At 63.6% G+C, this 19,280-nt stretch carries 17 protein-coding genes; 1 reads left to right on the forward strand and 16 read right to left on the reverse strand.

Annotation, left to right across the window (positions count from 1 at the left end):
* Window positions 1-41: 41 nt before the first annotated feature.
* The 15 genes from AAG689_RS08865 to AAG689_RS08935 form a co-directional block, all read right to left on the reverse strand.
* A complete protein-coding gene (locus AAG689_RS08865) occupies window positions 42-1,184 on the reverse strand; it encodes an MbnH family di-heme enzyme (RefSeq protein WP_406625622.1) in 1,143 nt (380 codons plus the stop codon).
* 62 nt (window positions 1,185-1,246) lie between these two features.
* On the reverse strand, window positions 1,247-2,173 hold the full coding sequence (locus AAG689_RS08870; protein ID WP_406625623.1) for an MbnP family copper-binding protein: 927 nt from the start codon (window positions 2,171-2,173) through the stop codon (window positions 1,247-1,249).
* An 11-nt stretch (window positions 2,174-2,184) separates the two neighbouring features.
* A complete protein-coding gene (locus AAG689_RS08875; protein ID WP_406626313.1) occupies window positions 2,185-4,353 on the reverse strand; it encodes a TonB-dependent siderophore receptor in 2,169 nt (722 codons plus the stop codon).
* Entirely contained in the window at window positions 4,353-4,625 is a 273-nt protein-coding gene (locus AAG689_RS08880; RefSeq protein WP_406625624.1) for a hypothetical protein, read from the reverse strand. The genes AAG689_RS08875 and AAG689_RS08880 overlap by 1 nt, the downstream gene beginning before the upstream one ends.
* A 77-nt stretch (window positions 4,626-4,702) precedes the next feature.
* A complete protein-coding gene (locus tag AAG689_RS08885) occupies window positions 4,703-5,113 on the reverse strand; it encodes a DUF2946 domain-containing protein (RefSeq protein WP_406625625.1) in 411 nt (136 codons plus the stop codon).
* Between the two features lie 24 nt (window positions 5,114-5,137).
* Window positions 5,138-5,608 carry a copper chaperone PCu(A)C gene (locus tag AAG689_RS08890; RefSeq protein WP_406625626.1) on the reverse strand — a complete coding sequence of 157 codons (471 nt, stop codon included), beginning with the start codon at window positions 5,606-5,608 and terminating at the stop codon, window positions 5,138-5,140.
* A 20-nt stretch (window positions 5,609-5,628) separates the two neighbouring features.
* Window positions 5,629-6,201 (reverse strand): SCO family protein, encoded by a 573-nt coding sequence (locus AAG689_RS08895; RefSeq protein WP_406626314.1) that lies wholly within the window; start codon window positions 6,199-6,201, stop codon window positions 5,629-5,631.
* Window positions 6,202-6,542: 341 nt separating this feature from the next.
* Window positions 6,543-6,902 carry a hypothetical protein gene (locus AAG689_RS08900; protein ID WP_406625627.1) on the reverse strand — a complete coding sequence of 120 codons (360 nt, stop codon included), beginning with the start codon at window positions 6,900-6,902 and terminating at the stop codon, window positions 6,543-6,545.
* Between the two features lie 244 nt (window positions 6,903-7,146).
* Window positions 7,147-7,866 (reverse strand): response regulator, encoded by a 720-nt coding sequence (locus AAG689_RS08905; RefSeq protein ID WP_406625628.1) that lies wholly within the window; start codon window positions 7,864-7,866, stop codon window positions 7,147-7,149.
* Window positions 7,867-7,870: 4 nt separating this feature from the next.
* Window positions 7,871-10,591, reverse strand: coding sequence for an ATP-binding protein (locus AAG689_RS08910; protein WP_406625629.1), 2,721 nt, complete (start codon window positions 10,589-10,591; stop codon window positions 7,871-7,873).
* 416 nt (window positions 10,592-11,007) lie between these two features.
* Window positions 11,008-11,463 carry a PTS sugar transporter subunit IIA gene (locus tag AAG689_RS08915; protein WP_406625630.1) on the reverse strand — a complete coding sequence of 152 codons (456 nt, stop codon included), beginning with the start codon at window positions 11,461-11,463 and terminating at the stop codon, window positions 11,008-11,010.
* Between the two features lie 12 nt (window positions 11,464-11,475).
* Window positions 11,476-12,150: a potassium-transporting ATPase subunit KdpC gene (gene kdpC, locus AAG689_RS08920; protein ID WP_406625631.1), complete on the reverse strand. Its 675-nt coding sequence runs from the start codon at window positions 12,148-12,150 to the stop codon at window positions 11,476-11,478.
* A gap of 11 nt (window positions 12,151-12,161) precedes the next feature.
* Entirely contained in the window at window positions 12,162-14,186 is a 2,025-nt protein-coding gene (kdpB, locus tag AAG689_RS08925; RefSeq protein WP_406625632.1) for a potassium-transporting ATPase subunit KdpB, read from the reverse strand.
* A gap of 13 nt (window positions 14,187-14,199) precedes the next feature.
* Window positions 14,200-15,924: a potassium-transporting ATPase subunit KdpA gene (gene kdpA, locus AAG689_RS08930; protein ID WP_406625633.1), complete on the reverse strand. Its 1,725-nt coding sequence runs from the start codon at window positions 15,922-15,924 to the stop codon at window positions 14,200-14,202.
* 57 nt (window positions 15,925-15,981) lie between these two features.
* A complete protein-coding gene (locus AAG689_RS08935) occupies window positions 15,982-16,686 on the reverse strand; it encodes a TorF family putative porin (protein WP_406625634.1) in 705 nt (234 codons plus the stop codon).
* Window positions 16,687-17,199: 513 nt separating this feature from the next.
* Here AAG689_RS08935 and AAG689_RS08940 point away from each other — a divergent pair.
* A complete protein-coding gene (locus AAG689_RS08940; protein ID WP_406625635.1) occupies window positions 17,200-17,544 on the forward strand; it encodes a hypothetical protein in 345 nt (114 codons plus the stop codon).
* 50 nt (window positions 17,545-17,594) lie between these two features.
* Here the strand turns inward: AAG689_RS08940 and nhaA are convergent, their stop codons facing one another.
* Window positions 17,595-18,998 carry a Na+/H+ antiporter NhaA gene (gene nhaA, locus AAG689_RS08945; RefSeq protein WP_406625636.1) on the reverse strand — a complete coding sequence of 468 codons (1,404 nt, stop codon included), beginning with the start codon at window positions 18,996-18,998 and terminating at the stop codon, window positions 17,595-17,597.
* Window positions 18,999-19,280 lie beyond the last annotated feature (282 nt).

Below are 19,280 nucleotides of genomic sequence, written 5' to 3' on the forward strand. Positions count from 1 at the left end.
AACTCCTTCACTGGATTGAGAACGATGGCCGAGCCGGGACTTCATGGCCGGCGGCACTCGGGTTGATTGACGGGTGGCTCGAATGGGCTGGAGAACCGTGCGCTGCAGAGGAAGCTGTGGTCCGTCAGCGTCTTCAGAAACGCCACCAGATCGGCGCGCTCCTGTGCATTGAGATCGATCTGGTTGATGAGGTCGTTCTTGTGGGGGTTGGCCCTACCGTCGCCGGCATGCGGGCCCTCATTGACCTGGCGGCCACCCGCTGCATAGAAGTCCACGACCTCCTCCAGGGTGGCGATGCTGCCGTCGTGCATGTAAGGCCCCGTGACCTCGACGTTGCGCAGGCTGGGAGCTCGGAATGCCCCCATGTCCTCTGAGCGTTGGGTGAGCTCGAACAGCCCCCGGTTAGGCTCGGGGAAAGCACCAGTTCCCCCGAGGTTGTAGAGGCCGGTGTTGTGGAAGGGCGTGTCGACGAGGCGGCTCTTTGCGTGGATGGTCTGGTCGTTGAAGTTGAAGCTGCCATGGCAGTGGAAGCATTCGGCCTTCTCTCCGAAGAACAGTTCAAGGCCTCGCGTCTGCGCGGCGTTGAGCTGCGCCTTGCCCTGCAGGTGGCGGTCGTAGAGGCTGTCACCCGAAAGCAGGGTTCGCTCGAAGGCGGCGATCGCCTGGATGATGTGGGTCCACCGGACCGGCGTCTTGTCTCCGGGAAAGGCCAGCGCGAAGCGTCGGCGATAGTCCTCATCGCCCGAGAAGCGCGCAAGCACTTCGGCTTTGTTGCCATCGTCGATGCCCATTTCCACGGGCTCGGTGCCGAACAACGGCACTTCCATCTGCTGCTCCAACGTGACCAAAGCAGGATTGGCCCAGGTGAACGTCGGGTGGTAGACCACATTGGCCAGGCCTTGCGAATTGCGGGGGTGAGTCTGTCCGGTTGACCCGACCGCCAGGCGCCGTCCGTCCGTGAATGCGCGGGAAGGATCGTGGCAGCTGGCACATGACTGCGTGCCATTGCCGGACAGGCGTGGGTCGAAGAAGAGATGGCGCCCCAACTCGACCTTTTGGGCCGTCATCGGGTTGGCCTGCGGAATGCGTGGCTCGGGAAAGAACGCCGGGAGCGTCCATGTCCAGACCGTGCTGGTGGCCATGGCCACCGTGGTCAGGATCGCAGGCACGACGGCAGCGATCATGCGACGGTGGCGCCGCATTTGCGAGCGGGCAGAAGCGCCATGATGAGCGCTTTGCTGAGCCTTCATTTTGAAAGCGCCCTGAAAACACCTGATCGTCGCGCGTCGGTCGATTGCGGGCTGGATTTTCCAGAGGCCATATCGATGCCGAGTGCCGCGAACAACGGTGCACACTCTGGGTCGCTCAAGGCAGACATGCACCCGAGGGCGCCACCGCCATCCCGCCCCACGTCATTGCCCGCGAAAAGCTCAGCGAGGTCAATGGCGACCTGATCAACGGAGGCATCGAAGCTGCCAAGTACCACCTCGGCGCGGTTCGAGCGCTCGCAGTGCACTGTCTCGCCTGATACGGGGTTCCCTCTGCAACCCGTTGTTCCCAGGTGGAACAGGAATGATCGCCCGGGCGCTGCGCCTGATGTCGTGCGCACTACGCCGCCGACCGGGTTGATCTCGAACTGCATGAACTTGCGTCCGACCTGCCAGGCCCAGGCCATGGCTTGGACGTCGAGTGGCGGGTCCGCGCTCGCATAGTCGGAATGGTTGAGGTTGTGTGGAACTCCGACGGTGAAGCGCAAGCCCCGATAGCGGCCCGCGGGCAGCGTACCGGTGATCTCGGGATTGGTTTGCGAACCTGCGGTCGCACAGGCGCCTTGACCATCCGCCAGGTCGATCAAGGCGACCTGTCCACGCTGCCACTCGCCTGGAGTCAGGCGAAGTGGCTCAGGTCGGCCAGCCTCATCGATGAGTGCTACGTCGCTGACGTAGAAGCGGAGGTCTCGCAACTCGGCGGAGGACGCCGGCTTCCCCAACCCGCTGATGGTCTTGCCGCACCGTACGGGCTCAGTGCCCGTCATGGCGGCAAAGCGAATCGAGACCGTTTGTTCCGCTTTCGCTGTTGCACCGGGGTCCGTGGTTCCGCACGCCGAAAGTGTTGCTGCCGCAGCCAATAGGAATGCCCCTCGCGAGCCTCGAAGAAATGAACGTGAATTCATGTCTATCTCCCTTACAGATCTGCACGCAGGGCAAGGCTGACATTGCGTGGCTCGCCGTACGTGTTGTACGTGTTCGTGCCTCCCAGACGGGTGTAGTAGGTGCGATCCGTGAGGTTGTTCAGATGAAGGCTCAGCGTCACTTTCGGTGTAATGCGGTAGCTCGCCATGGCATTGACGACGGCGTATCCACCCTGGCGGCGGACGGCCGAGCTTCCAGTCCCGGAGGCGCTTTCGCTGACCACATTGGCGCCAAGCCCAAGGCTGAGGCCGCGCAGCAGACCATCGCCAAAGCGTCGGACGCCCCAGAGCTTCAATGTGTGACGCGGATCCCAGGTCGTGAAAGGAAGTCCCGCGTTGTTTCTGTCCCTGAGATAGACCGTGTCCAGCCGCGCATAGCCGGCCTGGATCTCATAGCCCGGGGCGGGGCGGCCCGTGACTTCTATCTCCCAGCCTTTGCTTTCGACTTCGCCGGCATTCAGGTAGTAGCCTGTATTGACCGGGTCGGCGTAGGAACGATTGCGGTCCCTGAGCTGGAAATATGCTGCAGAAGCCTGCAGCCGGCCTTCAAGGAACTCGGCCTTGGCCCCCACTTCGATCTGGCGACCGGAGCGTGGATCGAGCGTGCTGCCGTCGACGCGCTGCTGCGTTTGGGGAAGGAAGATGTCGCTGTAGCTGGAGTACGCGGTCCAGTTCGGAGCGAAGTCATAGAGTACGGCGCCATAGGGTGTGAACTCCCCGTTGGCTTTCGCCCCCTGCGTCCAGTTGGTCGGCGTGGCCGGCGCGATGCTACGGCTCTTGACGTTGAAGTCGCTCACTCGCCCGCCGAGCACGACGATCAAGGGATCCGCAATACTGAGCCGTGCCTGCCCATAGAAACCGCTCTGGCTGGTTCGCGTGTCACCCCCGAGGTTGTAGGCAAGGTCGAAATCCGGCACCAGGCTGGATTGCCCGAAGGGAACACCCGTGACCGCAGTGGCATTCACTCCGGCATAGACCGAGGACAGGTTCTCCCGGTTGTAGCCGGCAAGCAACGTGTGCCGCCGCCCGAACAGTACGACAGGCCCCGTCGCGTAGAGGTCCACGGCATTGCGCTCGTAGGTGTAGTCGCGGACCCGCCGGGCGTAGGTCAGCGTTCCGGTCGTGGGATCGACGCCGGAACTCGGATAGCCGTCCTTGAAGTAGAAATCCTGTGGCCGGTGGCTGAGCTTGCCCTTGAACAGCCATCCGCTGTCGAGCCGGCGCTCCAGCTCGGCAGTGTACTCCTGGGTCTGCCAGGCGTAGCGGGTCCAGTCGGCAATGGTGTTGGTGGAGCGAGGCGCGTTGATCAAGCCGCCCGTGGTCCAGGCTGGCAACCCGAAGGAACTGGCGCGGGTGTTGTCATCCTGAATCGCTGCCGAGAATGACAGTGTGGTGGCCCTGGCGATGTCCCATTCCAGCGTTCCGTAGGCTAGCCAGCGGCGCGTGTGGGTCTTGTCGTAGAAGTAGTCCCGGTCCTGGACTGAAAAGACGGCGCGCCCGCGGAGGCTCTTGTCCTCATTGAGCGGGCCCGTCACGTCGAGGTTGCTGCGGTAGTTGTTCCAGCTTCCCGCCGATGCACTCGCAGAGATGCCGAACTGCGGCTTGGCCCGCTTGCGCACCAGGTTGACCACGCCGCCCGGGTCACCACTGCCCGAGAAAATGCCGGCAGGACCACGCAAGACCTCAACACGCTCGTAGAGGTCGAGGTCGAATTGTTGGTAGCCTGACAGCGCGCTGTACGCGGGCACTCCGTCGTAGCTGACGCCCAGCGAATAGCCGCGGGAACGCATCTGGCTCTGCGTGCTGTCGTTGGCGATCACGGTGACCCCGTTGGCCTGGTTCAGCGCTTCCTGCACGGTGGACAGGTTCTGGTCTCGAATGCGCTGCTCGGTGATCACCGAGACGGACTGGGGAATCTGCCGGACCGGCAAGGGCTCCTTTCCGCCGACTGCGACAGGGCTGGTGTAGCCGTCGGAAAGCGCATCGCCGGTGACTTCGACGACGGGCAGCGTTCTCGCAGTGGCATCCTGCGCTTGGGCCGGAGTACCAAAGACTGCGAACAAGAACAGCGCCGCGCAGGTGACGGGATGTCGCGCGCCGGGGACGCATGAAGTGTTCTGCGTGGTGCGCTGCTGACTTTTGGAAGATCGGGTTGCACGCATCACGGCCGGACCTCCGTGGCTGCGATGGGAACCAGCAACATTTGGCCAAGGTGCTCGACATGCCCGGCACCGATGGTGCCTGCCTTCAGCTCGTGCCCATCTGCGTGAATCACTGCGGCGGCGTAGGCGGCTGCGACAACCGCGAGATGCGTGAGGAGGAACAGTACGGTGGTGCGGCAGCGAGCGGCACCTGCTGCCAGGGGTTCGTGCGCGGGGTCAGGCCGCGCGTTGAAGAAAGGCGCGCGCAGGCGCACCTCGGGAGAGATTTGCATGAATGACTTCCTTGGAGTCACCGGCTGAGGCAGGCGACGAGAACTGAACCGAGCGAAGATGCGCTGCAGTGGGGCGTTCAGGCGGAAGTCGTGGGTGGAGCCCGGGCGAGTGCCGGTCGCCAGATCGGCGCCGGCCTGTGCGGCTCTTCTCGGGGAAGGCTGAACGCCACAGGCTGGCGTGGACGCCGGACGACGTCTGGAATCGTTTCAGGCGGCAGCGCCAGGCTGAGATGCAGCCTGCAGTACGGACATTCCGACAGGGTGCTGGCTGATTTGCTATCTCTGGATGGAGCGTCTTTCTGCGCGTCGTCGATGCGGACCAGCTTGGTGCCGATGCCGCTGCATACCTGGACCCATGTACCTTCGCCGGCCTGAGATGCCGGAATGAGTACGGGACCCAGGGTGCCCCAGAGCAACGCCAGCGCAACCATCCACACGCAATACAAGCGCGTGGATGGATGGCGGAGAAAGGCGCTGGCGCGGCGCATGGGGACTTGGATTTGCTCTGGTCGTCAGTGCTTGCTGTGCTCGCCGCCCGTAGGCTGCATGCCGGTGTTGAGCGCGCGCACCGGTGCTGAAACGTTGACGGATTCACGCTTGCCGTCGCGGCCTTCGAACACCAGCGTGAGAGGTACGGTGCCGCCTTCCTTCACCTGCTGCTTGAGATTCATCAGCATGACGTGGTAGCCACCAGGCTTGAGTTCCACCGTCTTTCCTGCCGGCAGTTCGATGGCCCGCACTTGGCGCATGCGCATGACGTTGTCTTGCATCGCCATCTCGTGCACTTCGACGTTCGGGGTGACAGGCGAACTGGCCGACACGAGGCGGGTGTCGGTAGGTGCCTGGATCTGCATGAAGGCTCCAGTGGCCTGTTGCTGCGGAACCGTGGCACGGACCCACGCGTTGCTGACGGTGACTTGGGCGTGTGCCGTGTGCACGAGCAACGCGGCAGCGACGGAGAGCGAGAGGCGAGTGATATTCATGGGTGGTCCTATGGATGGGTTTAGGCGGGGTGCAGGAGCTGGCGCAGGTCGGCTGCGTATTCCTCGGCGCTTTGCGTATGGCGCAGCACGAGGCGAAGCTTGCCGTCCGGGTCGTAGACATAGCTGAGCGCGCTGTGGTCCATGGTGTAGGAGGACCCTGTCGGCACTTTCTTGTAGAACACCTTGAAGTCCTTGGCGGTCTCTTCGGTATGCTTGAGATCACCATAGAGGCCCAGGAAACTGGGGTCGAAAGCCGCGGTGTAGGCCTTCAGGATTTCCGGCGTGTCGCGCTCAGGATCGACCGTAACGAAGATCACCTGCAGTCGGTCGCCGTCCGCACCGAGCAACTGCTTGACCGTGGCGGCGCGAACAAGGGCTGTTGGACAGACATCTGGGCACTGAGTGAAGCCGAAGAACATCATGATGGCCTTGCCCTTGAAGTCGGCCAGCGTGCGGGTCTTCCCATTCGGATCCGTCAGGCTGAAATCCTTGGCATAGGTAGCGCCGGTGATGTCGACACCATGGAATTGCTGCGAAGGAGCCCTTTTGCAGCCAGCCAAAGACAAGCCTATCAGGCCTGCAGCGCCAAGCATCGCAGTGCGACGCCCTCTGCCTTCGAATGGTTGTGCTGTGGTCACAGGCACCCCTGTGATTTCGACGGTGGGGTAGGAGAAAACGTCAGAGAAACGCGCGCCTCTGCCAGAGGCGGCGTCCTGCTCGACCACGACAAGATTGGATGCATTGCAACCCTCTACGGTGAGAAAAGCGAACGTGGATCGGCGTGTGCCGACGCGCCAGAAGGTCGCGCAGGCCGGCCAAGACGGACGTAGGCATGCGCGGCATGGGCCGAGAATGACTTCCTCAGGCAGCGGAGCAGGCCGGCCATCCAGGGATGGAAGGACCGGCCGAGCCAGCCATGGGCTACGTCAGGAGCTCAGATGAGAGTCGGCGGGCCGCGTGGTGGCAGCGGGGCGCCAACGAGTGCTGCGATATGCGCGGCGACTTCAGGGCGCAGTGCATGTGCCAGCGGTTGTGGCAATGCGAAGGAGATGACCGGCGGAACTGCAGGTAGCCCGGCCGGAAGGCACAGGGAACAGTCGAGCGTGTGCTGTCCCAACTCCAGAGTCTGGCCGTCTTCGCTGGTGACGATCATTTTCATGACGCCACCTGTCGTACAGACCATCTCCGTCTTCGTCGGATGGACGATCGGAGATGCAATGGCGGAGCCCAGCATCAACACAAACAACGCCAGGACAAGGCGAGTCAGTGTTGAGGATGAACGCAGCACATGCATATCGTCACATTATCTACAGAATGCTTAACGGCTGGTGCTTGGCGGAGTGCCGTGGGACGTTTTGTCCTGATCTGGCGCAATTGGTCATATGCCTTCGCTTGTGATGTCCGATATCCATCAAGCGGACCACAAATCAGGCGGCTGGTTCAGGGCTATCGCTCTTGCCATGAGGCTTCATGGTTGCAGAAACTGTGAAAGGCAAAGGTCCATGTCGGCGATTGCCGCGCTTGACCAGGCGTCGCGCTCAAGGGGGTGTGTGATCGGGCGCGAACCTCAATCCCACGCCAGGTTCGGTGATGATGTAGCGCGGCGAGGAAGCATCGTCGCCCAGCTTCTGACGCAGCTTTCCAACCAGAATGCGCAGGTAGTGTGCATCTTCCTCGTGGGTGGGGCCCCACATCTCGCGCAGCAATTGAGACTGGGTGATGAGTCGGCCTGGTTGCTGCACAAGCAGCGACAGCAGCGCGAACTCCTTGCGCGTGAGCCCGACCGGCTGTCCATGCAGCTTGACTTCCCTGTTGGTGACGTCGACTCGCAGGACGCCGTCATCGTAGGCTTGCGCGGTGTCGGCAGGGACGGCGGCGTTGCGCAGCAGCGCACGCACGCGCGCCATCAGCTCTCCGATCCCGAAGGGTTTGGTGACGTAGTCGTTGGCGCCTGCGTCCAGTAGGGCAACCTTCTCTTCTTCACCGGAGCGCACGGTGACCACAATGACCGGCACCCGTGACCACTGCCGCAACTCCCGCAAGACGTCCCGGCCGTCGATGTCAGGCAGGCCCAAGTCCAGCACCACGATGTCCGCGCCCTTGCTGGCGAGCTGGGCGAGGCCTTGCTGGCCGGTCTCCGCCAGCAGGGTGGCATAGCCCTGCGATCGCAGGCTGATGTCGATGAACTTGCGGATCTGCGGCTCGTCGTCGATGACGAGAACGCGCGGGGCCAGTGTCGAGTCGCGCTCTTGCCTCATGTCTTCAACTCCCGGAGGGCGGCCGTTCGCCCGTGGGCAGGATGATGCGTACTGTGGTTCCGCGGTCGTTGTGGCCCGGCAGGGCTTCGACCTTGCCCATGTGGGCGCCCACGATGCCCTGCACGATTGTTAGGCCCAGACCGGTTCCCTGCTTGCCACGATCGCCGCGCTCCACACTGTAGAACATGTCGAAGATCCGGCGCCGCTCGTCGGCAGGGATGCCTGGTCCCTGGTCGGTGACGTCGATGCGCACCGTGTCGCCCTCTGTCAGCTTGGCCTGCACTTTGACAGGTTCGCCAGTGGGCGAGAACTTGGCAGCATTCTCCAGGACGTTGAAGATCGCCTGTTCGATCAATGCGGGATGCACGTGGATCAGGCCGATCTGGGGATCGATCTCGCTCTCCATTCTTACATTTGGCTCGTAACGCTGCAGGCGGCGTGCTGCCGAGCCCACGAGCTCGTCCACTCCGATCCAGTCCCGCTCCAGGGTCAGTCCCTGCTGCCCCAGGCGGGTCATGTCGAGCAGATTCTGGATGTACCGGTCCAGTCGTTCGCCCTCCACACGGATGGTGTCCAGCAGGCTGCTGCGGTCTTCAGGGCCCATGTCCTTGCCGTACTGGGCCAGGCTATCGGCGGCCCCGATCATCGAGGCCAGCGGGGACCGCAGGTCGTGCGACACCGAGGACAGAAGCGCTGAACGCAGGCGCTCGGTCTCCCCCGAGACGCGGGCGACCTCCAATTCCGAGACCAACCGTGCTCGCAGTGCCGCCTGACCGATGTCCTCCGTCATGCTCTCTGCCAGGCGCCGCTGTTCGAATGAAAGGCGCCCCATCGCCGATGGGAATCGCAGTCCAACGACCCCGATCGTGTCCTGATCCGAGCGGATCGGCAGGAACCACCAACTGGAATTCGTGAGCGTGTCGGTGTAGCGGCCGCTGGGTTGACCATGCTGCTGGCTCCAGTCGGCGGCCACCATGTCTTTCTCCGTCAAATCATTGGTTGCGGCAGCAGGTCCGGATTCTCCGTTGATGCGCAGCCAGGTCTGCGCGCTCAGGGTCGATTGCAGAACGGATGCGCTGGCCGTGATGACCTGTCCAAGGTCGGCAGCCTTGGAGAGCTGCCGCGCCAGGTTCTGCATGGCCGTCGCATGCGTGTTCGCGGCCCGCAACGACACGACCTGCATGCGCAATCTTGAAGCCAGGCGACCCGCGATCAGCGCCGCGGCCATGAACAGCAGGACGGTGGCGACGCCCCGTTGCGCGCTGATGAGGAAGGTGAACCGTGGCTCGATGAACAGGAAGTCGTACGCGATGAAGCACAGCACCGCAGTAACTACCGCAGCCACCATTCGCGTACGCGAGGCGACGAGCAGCACGGCGATCAGGAATACCGTGGAAAGATCCTCGAGGTCAACGAGCCGCTCGGCGATGGCGGCCGCCGCGATCGCGCCTAGGGTTGCCAGCACGATCAGCGCAGGTTCCCCTTTGGCCAATCGCTCGCCTGCCAGGTCCTGAAAGCGACGGCCGCGCTGCCGTGCTTGCGGCGTGCTGACGATCGTCAGTTCGTACCGTGCGCCCCGTTGCAGCAACTGCTGCGTCAGCGTGCGGTTGAAAATGCGGGCGATCGGTCGCTCGCGCGTGCGGCCGATCACTATGGAGCGCGCGCCGCGCGCGGCCGCGGCATCCAGCAGGGCTTGAGTGACATCGGTGTTGTGCAATACCTCGGTTTCGCCGCCCAGGTTGCGCGCCAGAGCAAAAGCCTTGTCGAGTTCCATCTGGCGCTGCTGCTCGACGTGTGCCAGCGAGTGGCGCTGCGCCGCAGATCGATCCAGGTCTTCAGCGTGCAGCGCAGCATCGGCGGAGTGTCCTGTGTCCACGGTCACGACTGACCACGGCGCGCCTCGGCGCTCCGCGATGCGCGCGCCGGCGCGCACCAGGTATTCCGACTGACCCTTGCCGTCAATGGCGATGAGAACGTGGCGCTGGATCGCGATGTCCGCCAGTCCACGGGCGGTGCGCTTTTCGCGCAGGTCCGTGTCCACGTGTTCGGCCACGGTCTGCATCGCCAGCTCACGCAGCGCCGTGAGATTGGACGGCGAGAAGAAGGCCTGCAGGGCCTGCGCTGCCTGCTCGGGCAGGTAGACCTTGCCCTGGTTCAGGCGCTCGATCAGCTCGCGCGCCGGCAGATCCACTAGGCGGATATCCCGCAGGCGCTCGAACACCGCGTCCGGCACCGTCTCGCTGACCCGGATGCCGGTGATCTGGTGCACGACGTCGTTCAGGCTCTCCAGGTGCTGGATGTTCACCGTGGTGTAGACGTCTATGCCCGCGTTCAGCAATTCCTCGACGTCCTGCCAGCGGCGCTCATGGCGGCTTCCGGGCGCGTTCCGGTGTGCCAGTTCATCCACCAGGGCAATGGCTGGCTTGCGGGCCAGCAGGCCATCAAGGTCCATCTCCTCCAGAGTCCGTCCCTGATAGTCGACCTGCTTGCGTGGTAGCTGCGGCAGCCCCTCCAGCATGGCCTGGGTCTCACTGCGACCATGCGTCTCAATGATGCCGATCACCACATCCATGCCCTGGCGATGGAGCTCGCGGGCACGTGCCAGCATGGCGTAGGTCTTGCCGACGCCGGGAGCGGCGCCCAAGAAGACGGTAAGCCGGCCCGCAGCCTGGCGCCGCAATTCACCGATCAGCGCGTCGGCTTGCTCCGTGTTATCTGCTCCCATGGCTTTCTGTCCCCGTTGTTGGTGATGATGGTGATCGGCAGAAAGGCCCTATGCATCAGCAGGACCGTCTCAAAGGTAGCGCGCCGCATACAGGGCCAACTGCTCGGCCGAAGGCGTCAACTGGAAAAGGATAGCGACCCTGCGATTGGCACCCTTGCCCAAGTAGAGCGCCAAGTCCACGGCGCGCGTGCCCTAGACCGCGATGCGAAGGGGCGTGCGTAGGCTGGAGCAAAACAGACGTATGGCTGCTCGCCCAACGTCGTTGGCCGGAAACGAGGAGGACGCTTGCTGGCAGGCAGGGCAGCAGTACAGCACCAACTCGATGCTCGTGCTGCTACAGATCGCACTCATGAACAAGGCTACTCCCCGGACATCCGGAGCGGCGGGTACAGCGCTACCGCAGGACGCTGCACGCTTCAAAGCGGCCAACGTTCGAAAGTTTCTTTGACCTGGATTTCGCCCTGGCACCCTTGCAACGCCTTTCTGAATTGCTGATCCGAGAACAGGGACGCCAGATGGGCCAGGACGTCCAGGTGGTCTTGGGTCGCCGGCGACGGCACCATCAGAGCCACGACGTTCGACACGGGTTGGTTGTCCGGAGTGTCGAATGCCAGCGCGGGCGCAGGGCGTACATAGACGAGGCGGATGCGATCCAGCTCTCTGATCTGCGCATGCGGAATGGCCACACCGTGGCCGAGCGCGGTCGAGCCCGCGAGTTCGCGACGCTGCAGGGATGACGCCACGGAGTCGGCTGGCACCCCATGCGCCGTCTCCATATGCTTGCCGATCATCTCGAACAACTGCAGTTTGCTTGTCGCGTGGACATCCAGAAGGATGTCCCTGACCGCCAAGTACTGGCTCAGTACGCTCATCCGGGTTGTCTCTCATTGGCTTGCAGCCGGTTTGGCTGCAGTGGCGGGTTGCGGCGCGGCCGCCAGTGCGTCTAGGGCCAGGTTCAGGGTCAGGACGTTGACGCGTGGGCTGCCCAGCACGCCGAACTGCCGGTCCTGCGTGTGCTCCGCAACGACTTTTTGCACGACTTCGGAGCCGAGGCCCCGTACGCGCGCCACGCGTGCGATCTGGATCGCCGCCCCCTCCGGACTGACGTGCGGGTCGATGCCCCCGCCGGACTGGGTGAAGAGATCTCCGGGCACGGTCGAGGGATCGACGCCTTCGCGCTGAGCCACGGCCGCACGCGCTTCCTCCAGGCGCTTGCGCAGATCCGGGTTGGTCCGCGCCTGGTTGCTGCCGGCCAGCGCCATAGGGTTGTAGCCGGCCGCCGAGGGACGCGGTTGGAAGTACCTGTCGCTCGCAAAAGGCTGGGACACCAGTTCGGAGCCGATCACCTTGCCAGCCTGCTCGATCACACTGCCGTTGGCCGTGCGCGGGAACAGCGCCTGCCCGAGACCGACACCGGCGAGCGAGTAGAGAAATCCGAAGCCGGCCAGCGACAGGATCGTCAGCCCGATGGCGCCGCGCCAGGCGCCCCGGTCCACCAACGGGGGAGTGGCTGCGCCGGAATTGCGCGCGTTGGCGGCCAGGGATGCAATCATGGTCATGGAAGAACTCCTCACAGGTTGAACAGGGCCGCCAACACGACGTCGATCAGCTTGATCGCGAGGAAAGGCAGCAGGATGCCACCCACGCCGTAGATCAGCATGTTGTTGCGCAGCAGGTGGGTCGCGCTGGCGGGCTTGAAGCGCACGCCGCGCAGCGCCAGCGGGATCAGCGCCGGGATGACGATCGCGTTGAAAATCAGCGCCGACAGCACCGCGCTCGACGGGCTCGACAGGTTCATGACGTTCAGCGCCGCCATCGACGGGATCGCAGCGGCAAACAGCGCCGGCAGGATGGCGAAGTACTTGGAGACGTCGTTGGCCAGCGAGAAGGTGGTCAGCGCACCGCGCGTGATCAGTTGCTGCTTGCCGATCTCAACGATCGCCAGCAGCTTGGCCGGGTCGGAGTCAAGATCGACCATGTTGCCGGCCTCCTTAGCCGCCTGCGTGCCGGAGTTCATCGCCAGGCCCACGTCGGCCTGGGCCAGCGCCGGTGCGTCGTTGGTACCGTCGCCGACCATGGCCACCAGGCGCCCGCCAGCCTGCTCGGCGCGGATGCGCGCAAGCTTGTCTTCGGGCTTGGCTTCGGCGATGTAGTCGTCCACGCCGGCATCGGCGGCGATGCTGGCTGCCGTGAGCTTGTTGTCGCCGGTGATCATCACTGTCTTCACGCCCATCTCGCGCAAGCGTGCAAAACGCTCCTTGATGCCCCGCTTGATGACGTCGGAAAGCTCGATCACGCCGAGGATGTGGCGGCCGTCGCTCACCACCAGCGGCGTCGCGCCCTTGCGCGCCACGGCGTCCACGCGCGCCTGCAGCTCTGCAGGCACCCGCCCGTCGAGCGCCTTGACATGGCTGCTGATGGCATCGATGGCGCCCTTGCGGATCACGCGTCCGCCCGGCAGGTCCACGCCGGACATGCGTGTTTGCGCAGTGAAGGGGACGAAGTGCGCGTGCTCTGGATCGACGAGTTTCTCGCCTTTTTCGCGGGCAAGCTTCACGATGGATTTGCCTTCGGGCGTCGGGTCGGCCAGCGAGGCCAGCAGGGCAGCCTGGCGCAACTGCGAGGCATCCACGCTGGCCAGTGCATGGAAGGCGGTTGCCTGGCGGTCGCCGTAGGTGATGGTGCCCGTCTTGTCCAGCAGCAGCACGTCCACGTCGCCGGCCACCTCCACGGCCTTGCCCGACTTGGCCAGCACGTTGGCCTGCAGTGCGCGGTTCATGCCGGCAATGCCGATGGCCGGCAGCAGGCCGCCGATGGTGGTCGGGATCAGGCACACCAGCAGCGCCACCAGCAACACGACGTTGACCTGCACGTCCACGAAGCCGCCGATGAAGGGCAACGTGACGACCACGATGAGGAAGGTCAGCGTCATCACCGCGAGCACGATGCCCAGGGCGATTTCGTTGGGCGTCTTCTGGCGGTTGGATCCTTCAACCAGCGCGATCATGCGGTCCAGGAAGCTGTTGCCCGGTTCGGCCGTGACACGTACGACGATGCGGTCGGAAAGCACCTTGGTGCCGCCGATCACGCCGGAACGGTCGGTACCGGCTTCGCGCAGCACGGGAGCCGATTCACCTGTGACTGCGGCCTCGTTGATGGTCGCCAGACCCTCGACGATCTCGCCGTCGGCGGGAATCAGCTGGCCTTCTTCCACCACGACGCGGTCGTCCGGGCGCAGTTCCGCGGCGGGGACGCTGGTCTCGCGCCCCGACTTGTCCAGGCGGCGCGCCACGAGGTCTTTGCGCGCGCGGCGCAGGGATGCCGCCTGACCTCGCCCGCGCGCCTCGGCCACGGATTCAGCGAAGTTCGCGAACACGACGGTGATGAGCAGGATGATGGTTACCGCCCAGCCGAAGCCCGTGCGGGTCCAGCCCGCGAAGGTCGCCGCGGCGGTGACCAGCGTGCCGAGCCACACCACCGCCATCACCGGATTCTTGATAGCGTGTTGGGGCGCCAGCTTCTTGAAGGATTCGATGAGCGCGGGCAGCAGGCCCCGGTCCGCGTCCACCGGTGTTTGAGTGTGTGTGGTGGTCATGTGAGACTCCCTTTCAGCGGGCGAGCAGTTGCGTCAGCGCGAGGTGGTCGGCGATGGGCCCCAGGACCAGCACCGGCATGAACTGCAGCAGCGTGAGGATGATGACGATGCCGATCAGCGTCAGCGCGAAGGTCGGCGTTTCGACATGGAGCGTGCCCGAGCCCTCGGGGGCGCGGCGTTTGGCTGCCAGCATCGTGGCGATGGCCAGCGGAATCACCAGGGCGGGAAAGCGACCGGCGGCCAGCACGATGGCGCAACTGACGTTCCACCACATCGTGGCGTCACCCAGCCCCTCGAAGCCGGAGCCGTTGTTGGCAAACGCTGAGACGTACTCGTAGAACACCTGGCTGATGCCATGGAAGCCCGGGTTCGAATTACCCGTGAGGCTGGGCACCGCCAGCGTCACTGCAGTGAAGCCGAGGATGACCAGCGGCTGCAGCAGCACCAGGATGGCCAGCAGCTTTACCTCAGGCCCTTCGATCTTGCGGCCGAACAGCTCCGGCGTGCGGCCGGTCATCAGTCCGGCCAGGAAGACAGACAGCAGCAGATAGACGATGAACTGCTGCAGCCCGCAGCCTACGCCGCCCCAGATGGAATTGATCAGCATATTGACCATCGACACCATGCCGGTCAGCGGCGCGGTGGAGTCCAGCATCGAGTTGACTGAACCGTTGTTCACCTGGGTGGTCACGGATGCCCACAGGGCGGAGGCGTCGGCACCGAGCCGGACTTCCTTGCCCTCCATCAGGGCGATGTCGGTGGCCGTGGCGGAATGGCCCTCCGACCACAGGGACAGACCTACGGACACCACGGACATGGCCAGCATCGTGCCGAACACCATTGCGCCGAACTTGCGGCGTCCCGTGAACGGCGCGATCATGAAGATGATGCTCACCGGAATCAGGCAGATCGCCAGGGTTTCCAGGAAGTTCGACAGGGGCGTGGGATTCTCCAGCGGTACGGCGCTGTTGGGGCCATACCAGCCGCCGCCATTGCTGCCGAGCTGCTTGATGGCGACCATGGGCGCGACCGGGCCCAGCGGAATCTTCTGTTCCTTGAATTCGGCTGTGGCCTCAACGGGTGTTGCCACATGACTGGCAGCCAGCGTTGCCGGAACGCCTTGCCAGGTCAGAAGCACCGACCACACCAGGCACAGCGGCAGCACGATGCGCAGCGTTGCGCGGACCACGTCGGCCCAGTAGTTGCCGACATCGACCGCTTCCACCGGTGTAGCCGTCACGCCTTCACCGCGTTCCATGGCCTGGCGGCCGCCTAAGAGGCCGCGCAGGGTGGCCGCCACTATTGCCAGCCCCATCACGGGCGTAATGACCTGCAGTCCAACGATGCCCGTCATCTGCGACAGGTAGGACAGCTGTGCCTGGCCGGAGTAATGCTGCTGGTTGGTGTTCGTCAGGAACGACACCATGGTGTGCAGCGCGAGGTCCCAGCTCATGTTGGGTACGCCATCGGGGTTGAGCGGGAGCCAGGCCTGGGTCATGAAGATGATCCAGACCACGATGGCCAGCAGCAGGTTGGACAGCAGGAAGGCACCGGCGTAGCCGCGCCAGCTCATGCCCGCATGGGGGCGCGTGCCCAGCGCAGCGTAGATCGGGCTTTCGATCCAGCCGAACAGCGTGTCGCCGCGCATCGGCGCGCCGCGCATGACCGCGGCCAGATAGCGCCCTAACGGCCAGCCAAGCGCGATAAGCAGAATGAGAAGCAGAAGAGACTCAGCCATGGTGTAGAACTCCGTGGATGCCGTTAAGACAAGGGGTCAGGACCATCGTCGGCCCCATCAGAAAGAGGCCTGCAGCGCCAGCTCCGCGCGCGTGCCCGCCATGCCGGGGAACAGCCGCTTGGCCACCGAGTCGGTGCCGTGCAGCGTCAGGCGTGCCTCGAACGGCGCCTTGAAGGCCCACACGACGCCGACCGAGCCATGCGTGTAGCTGTCCGCGTAGGCGCTGTCGAGGATGTAGCGGGCCAGCGTTCCCTCCATCCGCCACTGGTCGTTGATCGGGTAGCGCGCACCGACCAGCGCGTAGGTGCCGCTGGTTTTGCTGGCCATCGCGTTCGTGGAGTGCCCCACGGCGAGCCAGTAGTTGTCGCGCCAGGTGACGGCGGCGTTGACCTCGTTCCAGTTCAGGCCGACGTCCGAACCGGGGTACTGGTAGCGCAGGTAGTAGACGTCCAGGGCCCAGTCCTCCGCGAGCTTGCCGCTCCAGCCCAGCGCGATGTCGAATTCGCTGGTGGCGCCGTTGTCCGGCTTGAACTTGACGTTGGATCCCCACACGGAAGCGTATAGGCCCGACTCGTGGGTGTACTTGAGGCCGCCCTGGATGGCCGGCTTCTCGCGCGTCTGCGAAGTGCCTCTCCACACGTAGTCCGAGGTGAGGCCCACATTGCCGGTGAATTGCGCGGCCGCTGTCGAGGGCAGCGCGGCCATTGCCGCGACGCCCGCTGCGGCGAAACCTGCCCTGAATTTGAATTGCCCGAGGCGCATATTGTTCTTGCAAGCGAATGGCGAAATTGCCAGCCTGCAGTGTTCAATGAGGCCGCGTAAAGAATCCATTCACAATGGCCGCCTGGGCATAAATTCTTCGTAAATTCTCGCGGACAGGCTCGTGACGAGCGCGCTTGGAAGCGCGGGCTCGCATTGCAATATCCTCGTTCAGGAGCGGGCTGGGGCATTCATTCCGCGCGGAGAATTTACGTCGAATTTACGACGCGTTCTGACGCGCGGAGATATGGTTTCGAGGGTTTGGAATTTCGATCCTTGATTCAATGCCGCAGTACCTGCAAGACATTTTTTTGTTCTCTGCGCCATCGGTTGCTTCGCAGCATGGTTTCGCATATTGCGCTCGCTTCTGGACTGGCATGTGCGCCGTTCGGCCTTGAAGGCCGACAGCACCGCGAACCATGCGTGAGCTTCTGCACTTCCTGCTGGCCGTCTCTGCCTTCCTGGTGCCGCTGTTGGGCGCATGGCTGTTTATCTGCCTTCCCGACATCACTTGTCATGAGCGCAGCGGCATCGTTTTTCTGGGTCGTTGCGGCGACCAAGGTCTTACTTTCCGTTCCCATCCAGATCGGCGCCGCGCGCAAGCGAACACCTGAGCGCCTCAAGATGGCGTTGGGTCAGCGCAAGGACGACTGGCTGGCAATGGCCGTCATGGTGGTGGCACTTGTTTGCGACGAATATCCATTGACTGGCTGGATGTACCTCAAGATCAAGTCAGCCATGTACGAGCTGTTTGGCTTCACGCCCAATGTTGCTGGCTGGACCTACCTTTTCGGGACGGTTCTGCTTGCGTGGCTGGTGCAAAGAACAATGCTGCGCCTTCGGTGCATTCAATCGCGTTAGGACGGCGCCGTACGAAGCGCCGCGCAGCCGGCAACTGGACAGGTCCTCGCTCAAGAATCTGTGCGAGTGGAAAGCGGCCTGACCGCTCCGGCTGGGGGACACTTCGCACGAAGTTGCTTCGCGTACACCGCCCCCCACACAAGGCCCAGAAGAGCTGCCATCAGCGACCCCAACAACACACCGAGCTTTGCAGCGCCCAAGAGGCTCTCATCATCGAAGGCAAGCATCGCGATGAAGATCGACATGGTGAATCCAATGCCTGCAAGAAGGCCGATCAGGACGATGCCTTCCCATGACACACCTGGAGGCAGCCTGCAAAAGCCAAGTCGCACCATGATCCAGCTTAGGCCGACCACGCCAAGCGGTTTTCCGAGAACCAGTGCCAGCGCGACGCCCACCATGATCCACCTCGGGTTGTCCGCTGAAAGATCGATTCCAGACAGACTGACACCAGCGTTCGCCAGAGCGAACAGCGGCATGATGCCGAAGGCTACCCAGGGATGCAGCGCTGTTTGCACCCGAACCACTGGCGGCAGCATTTCGCGTTGAGCCAGGCGAAGCTGCCGCAGCGGTTCTGCGAGTCGGGCTGTGTCCTTTGTTGCTTCATTGCCCTCGCGCCCGAGCAAGTCCTGGGCAATGCGCGACACCATGTCGAGTGGGCGTTCACGCATTCGCACCGGCAGCACGGGAGTCACCAGCCCCAGCACCACTCCTGCGAGCGTCGGATGTGCCCCGGTCATCAACAAGCCGCCCCAGATGATGGCTCCTGGCACAACATACGCATAGGCTGACCCAACACCGATCTGTTGCAGGCTCAGCACTATCAGAATACCTCCGGCAGCCACGGCGAACCCACTGTAGTCCAGCCCGCCCGAATAGAAGAAGGCGATGATCAATACTGCAACGATGTCGTCGATGATGGCCAACGCGAGCAGAAAGACACGGACGTTGCCGGGAATGGAGCGGCCAAGCAGCGCCAGTACACCCACGGCGAATGCGATGTCGGTTGCGGTGGGAACGGCCCAGCCATGTCGGCTGTCGGGCCCCATGTTCAACAACAGGTAGATCAGGGTGGGCACTGCCACGCCTCCCACGGCAGCAGCCAATGGCAAAGCGGCTTGCCTGGGACTGCTCAATGCGCCCTCGTGGATCTCGCGGCGGATCTCCATGCCGACAACCAAGAAAAATATGGTCATCAACGCATCGTTGATCCAGAAATGCAGGGATTGAGCGAAGACCAGATTTCCCAGCCCAATCGACAGTGGCGTGTGCCAGAGCGCGTGGTAAGTGGGCGCCAGCGGAGAGTTGGCCCAGATCAGGGCGAAGGCCGCTGCGATCAACAGCACGATGCCGCTGACAGCCTCAATATGCAGAAAGCGGTCGAAAGTCGCGAAAGCGCGTTCAGCCAGAAGTTGGGCGCGCGGCAAATTCTGCCGTGACGGGTATCGAGTCATGGTCGCAAAAGCTCCGCGCGGCGGCCCGACCAACGCATGAACCTGTTTGCTGCGACATGCAGCCAACACCCGCGACTATTTTACCTGGCGGCTACCCAAGATGCCGCGCAGGCTAGGGGCAACCTGTTTTCGGCGACAACGGGATCGAACAGCTTGAGCGGGTCAGATCCTTGTTCCTCGCGTATGCACAAGGCCTGCCGTGATACCTGCCCAATCGAGGTCGAGCGCACGTTGGCGAACCCTGTCGAAGTACGCTTACATACGCTCATCACTCTGTGAGGA

This window comes from Acidovorax sp. SDU_ACID1 (genome assembly GCF_045291395.1).
Classification (GTDB): Bacteria; Pseudomonadota; Gammaproteobacteria; order Burkholderiales; family Burkholderiaceae_C; genus MR-S7.

What these genes read in the sequence shown, in the direction of transcription:
- AAG689_RS08900 (WP_406625627.1), bottom strand. Translation starts at nt 6,902, where the DNA reads ATGCATGTGCTGCGTTCATCCTCAACACTGACTCGCCTTGTCCTGGCG.
- AAG689_RS08935 (WP_406625634.1), bottom strand. Translation starts at nt 16,686, where the DNA reads ATGCGCCTCGGGCAATTCAAATTCAGGGCAGGTTTCGCCGCAGCGGGC.
- AAG689_RS08905 (WP_406625628.1), bottom strand. Translation starts at nt 7,866, where the DNA reads ATGAGGCAAGAGCGCGACTCGACACTGGCCCCGCGCGTTCTCGTCATC.
- AAG689_RS08870 (WP_406625623.1), bottom strand. Translation starts at nt 2,173, where the DNA reads ATGAATTCACGTTCATTTCTTCGAGGCTCGCGAGGGGCATTCCTATTG.
- kdpA (WP_406625633.1), bottom strand. Translation starts at nt 15,924, where the DNA reads ATGGCTGAGTCTCTTCTGCTTCTCATTCTGCTTATCGCGCTTGGCTGG.
- AAG689_RS08865 (WP_406625622.1), bottom strand. Translation starts at nt 1,184, where the DNA reads ATGATCGCTGCCGTCGTGCCTGCGATCCTGACCACGGTGGCCATGGCC.
- AAG689_RS08885 (WP_406625625.1), bottom strand. Translation starts at nt 5,113, where the DNA reads ATGCGCCGCGCCAGCGCCTTTCTCCGCCATCCATCCACGCGCTTGTAT.
- nhaA (WP_406625636.1), bottom strand. Translation starts at nt 18,998, where the DNA reads ATGACTCGATACCCGTCACGGCAGAATTTGCCGCGCGCCCAACTTCTG.
- AAG689_RS08915 (WP_406625630.1), bottom strand. Translation starts at nt 11,463, where the DNA reads ATGAGCGTACTGAGCCAGTACTTGGCGGTCAGGGACATCCTTCTGGAT.
- kdpC (WP_406625631.1), bottom strand. Translation starts at nt 12,150, where the DNA reads ATGACCATGATTGCATCCCTGGCCGCCAACGCGCGCAATTCCGGCGCA.
- AAG689_RS08890 (WP_406625626.1), bottom strand. Translation starts at nt 5,608, where the DNA reads ATGAATATCACTCGCCTCTCGCTCTCCGTCGCTGCCGCGTTGCTCGTG.
- kdpB (WP_406625632.1), bottom strand. Translation starts at nt 14,186, where the DNA reads ATGACCACCACACACACTCAAACACCGGTGGACGCGGACCGGGGCCTG.
- AAG689_RS08910 (WP_406625629.1), bottom strand. Translation starts at nt 10,591, where the DNA reads ATGGGAGCAGATAACACGGAGCAAGCCGACGCGCTGATCGGTGAATTG.
- AAG689_RS08875 (WP_406626313.1), bottom strand. Translation starts at nt 4,353, where the DNA reads ATGCGTGCAACCCGATCTTCCAAAAGTCAGCAGCGCACCACGCAGAAC.
- AAG689_RS08895 (WP_406626314.1), bottom strand. Translation starts at nt 6,201, where the DNA reads ATGCTTGGCGCTGCAGGCCTGATAGGCTTGTCTTTGGCTGGCTGCAAA.
- AAG689_RS08880 (WP_406625624.1), bottom strand. Translation starts at nt 4,625, where the DNA reads ATGCAAATCTCTCCCGAGGTGCGCCTGCGCGCGCCTTTCTTCAACGCG.
- AAG689_RS08940 (WP_406625635.1), top strand. Translation starts at nt 17,200, where the DNA reads ATGAGCGCAGCGGCATCGTTTTTCTGGGTCGTTGCGGCGACCAAGGTC.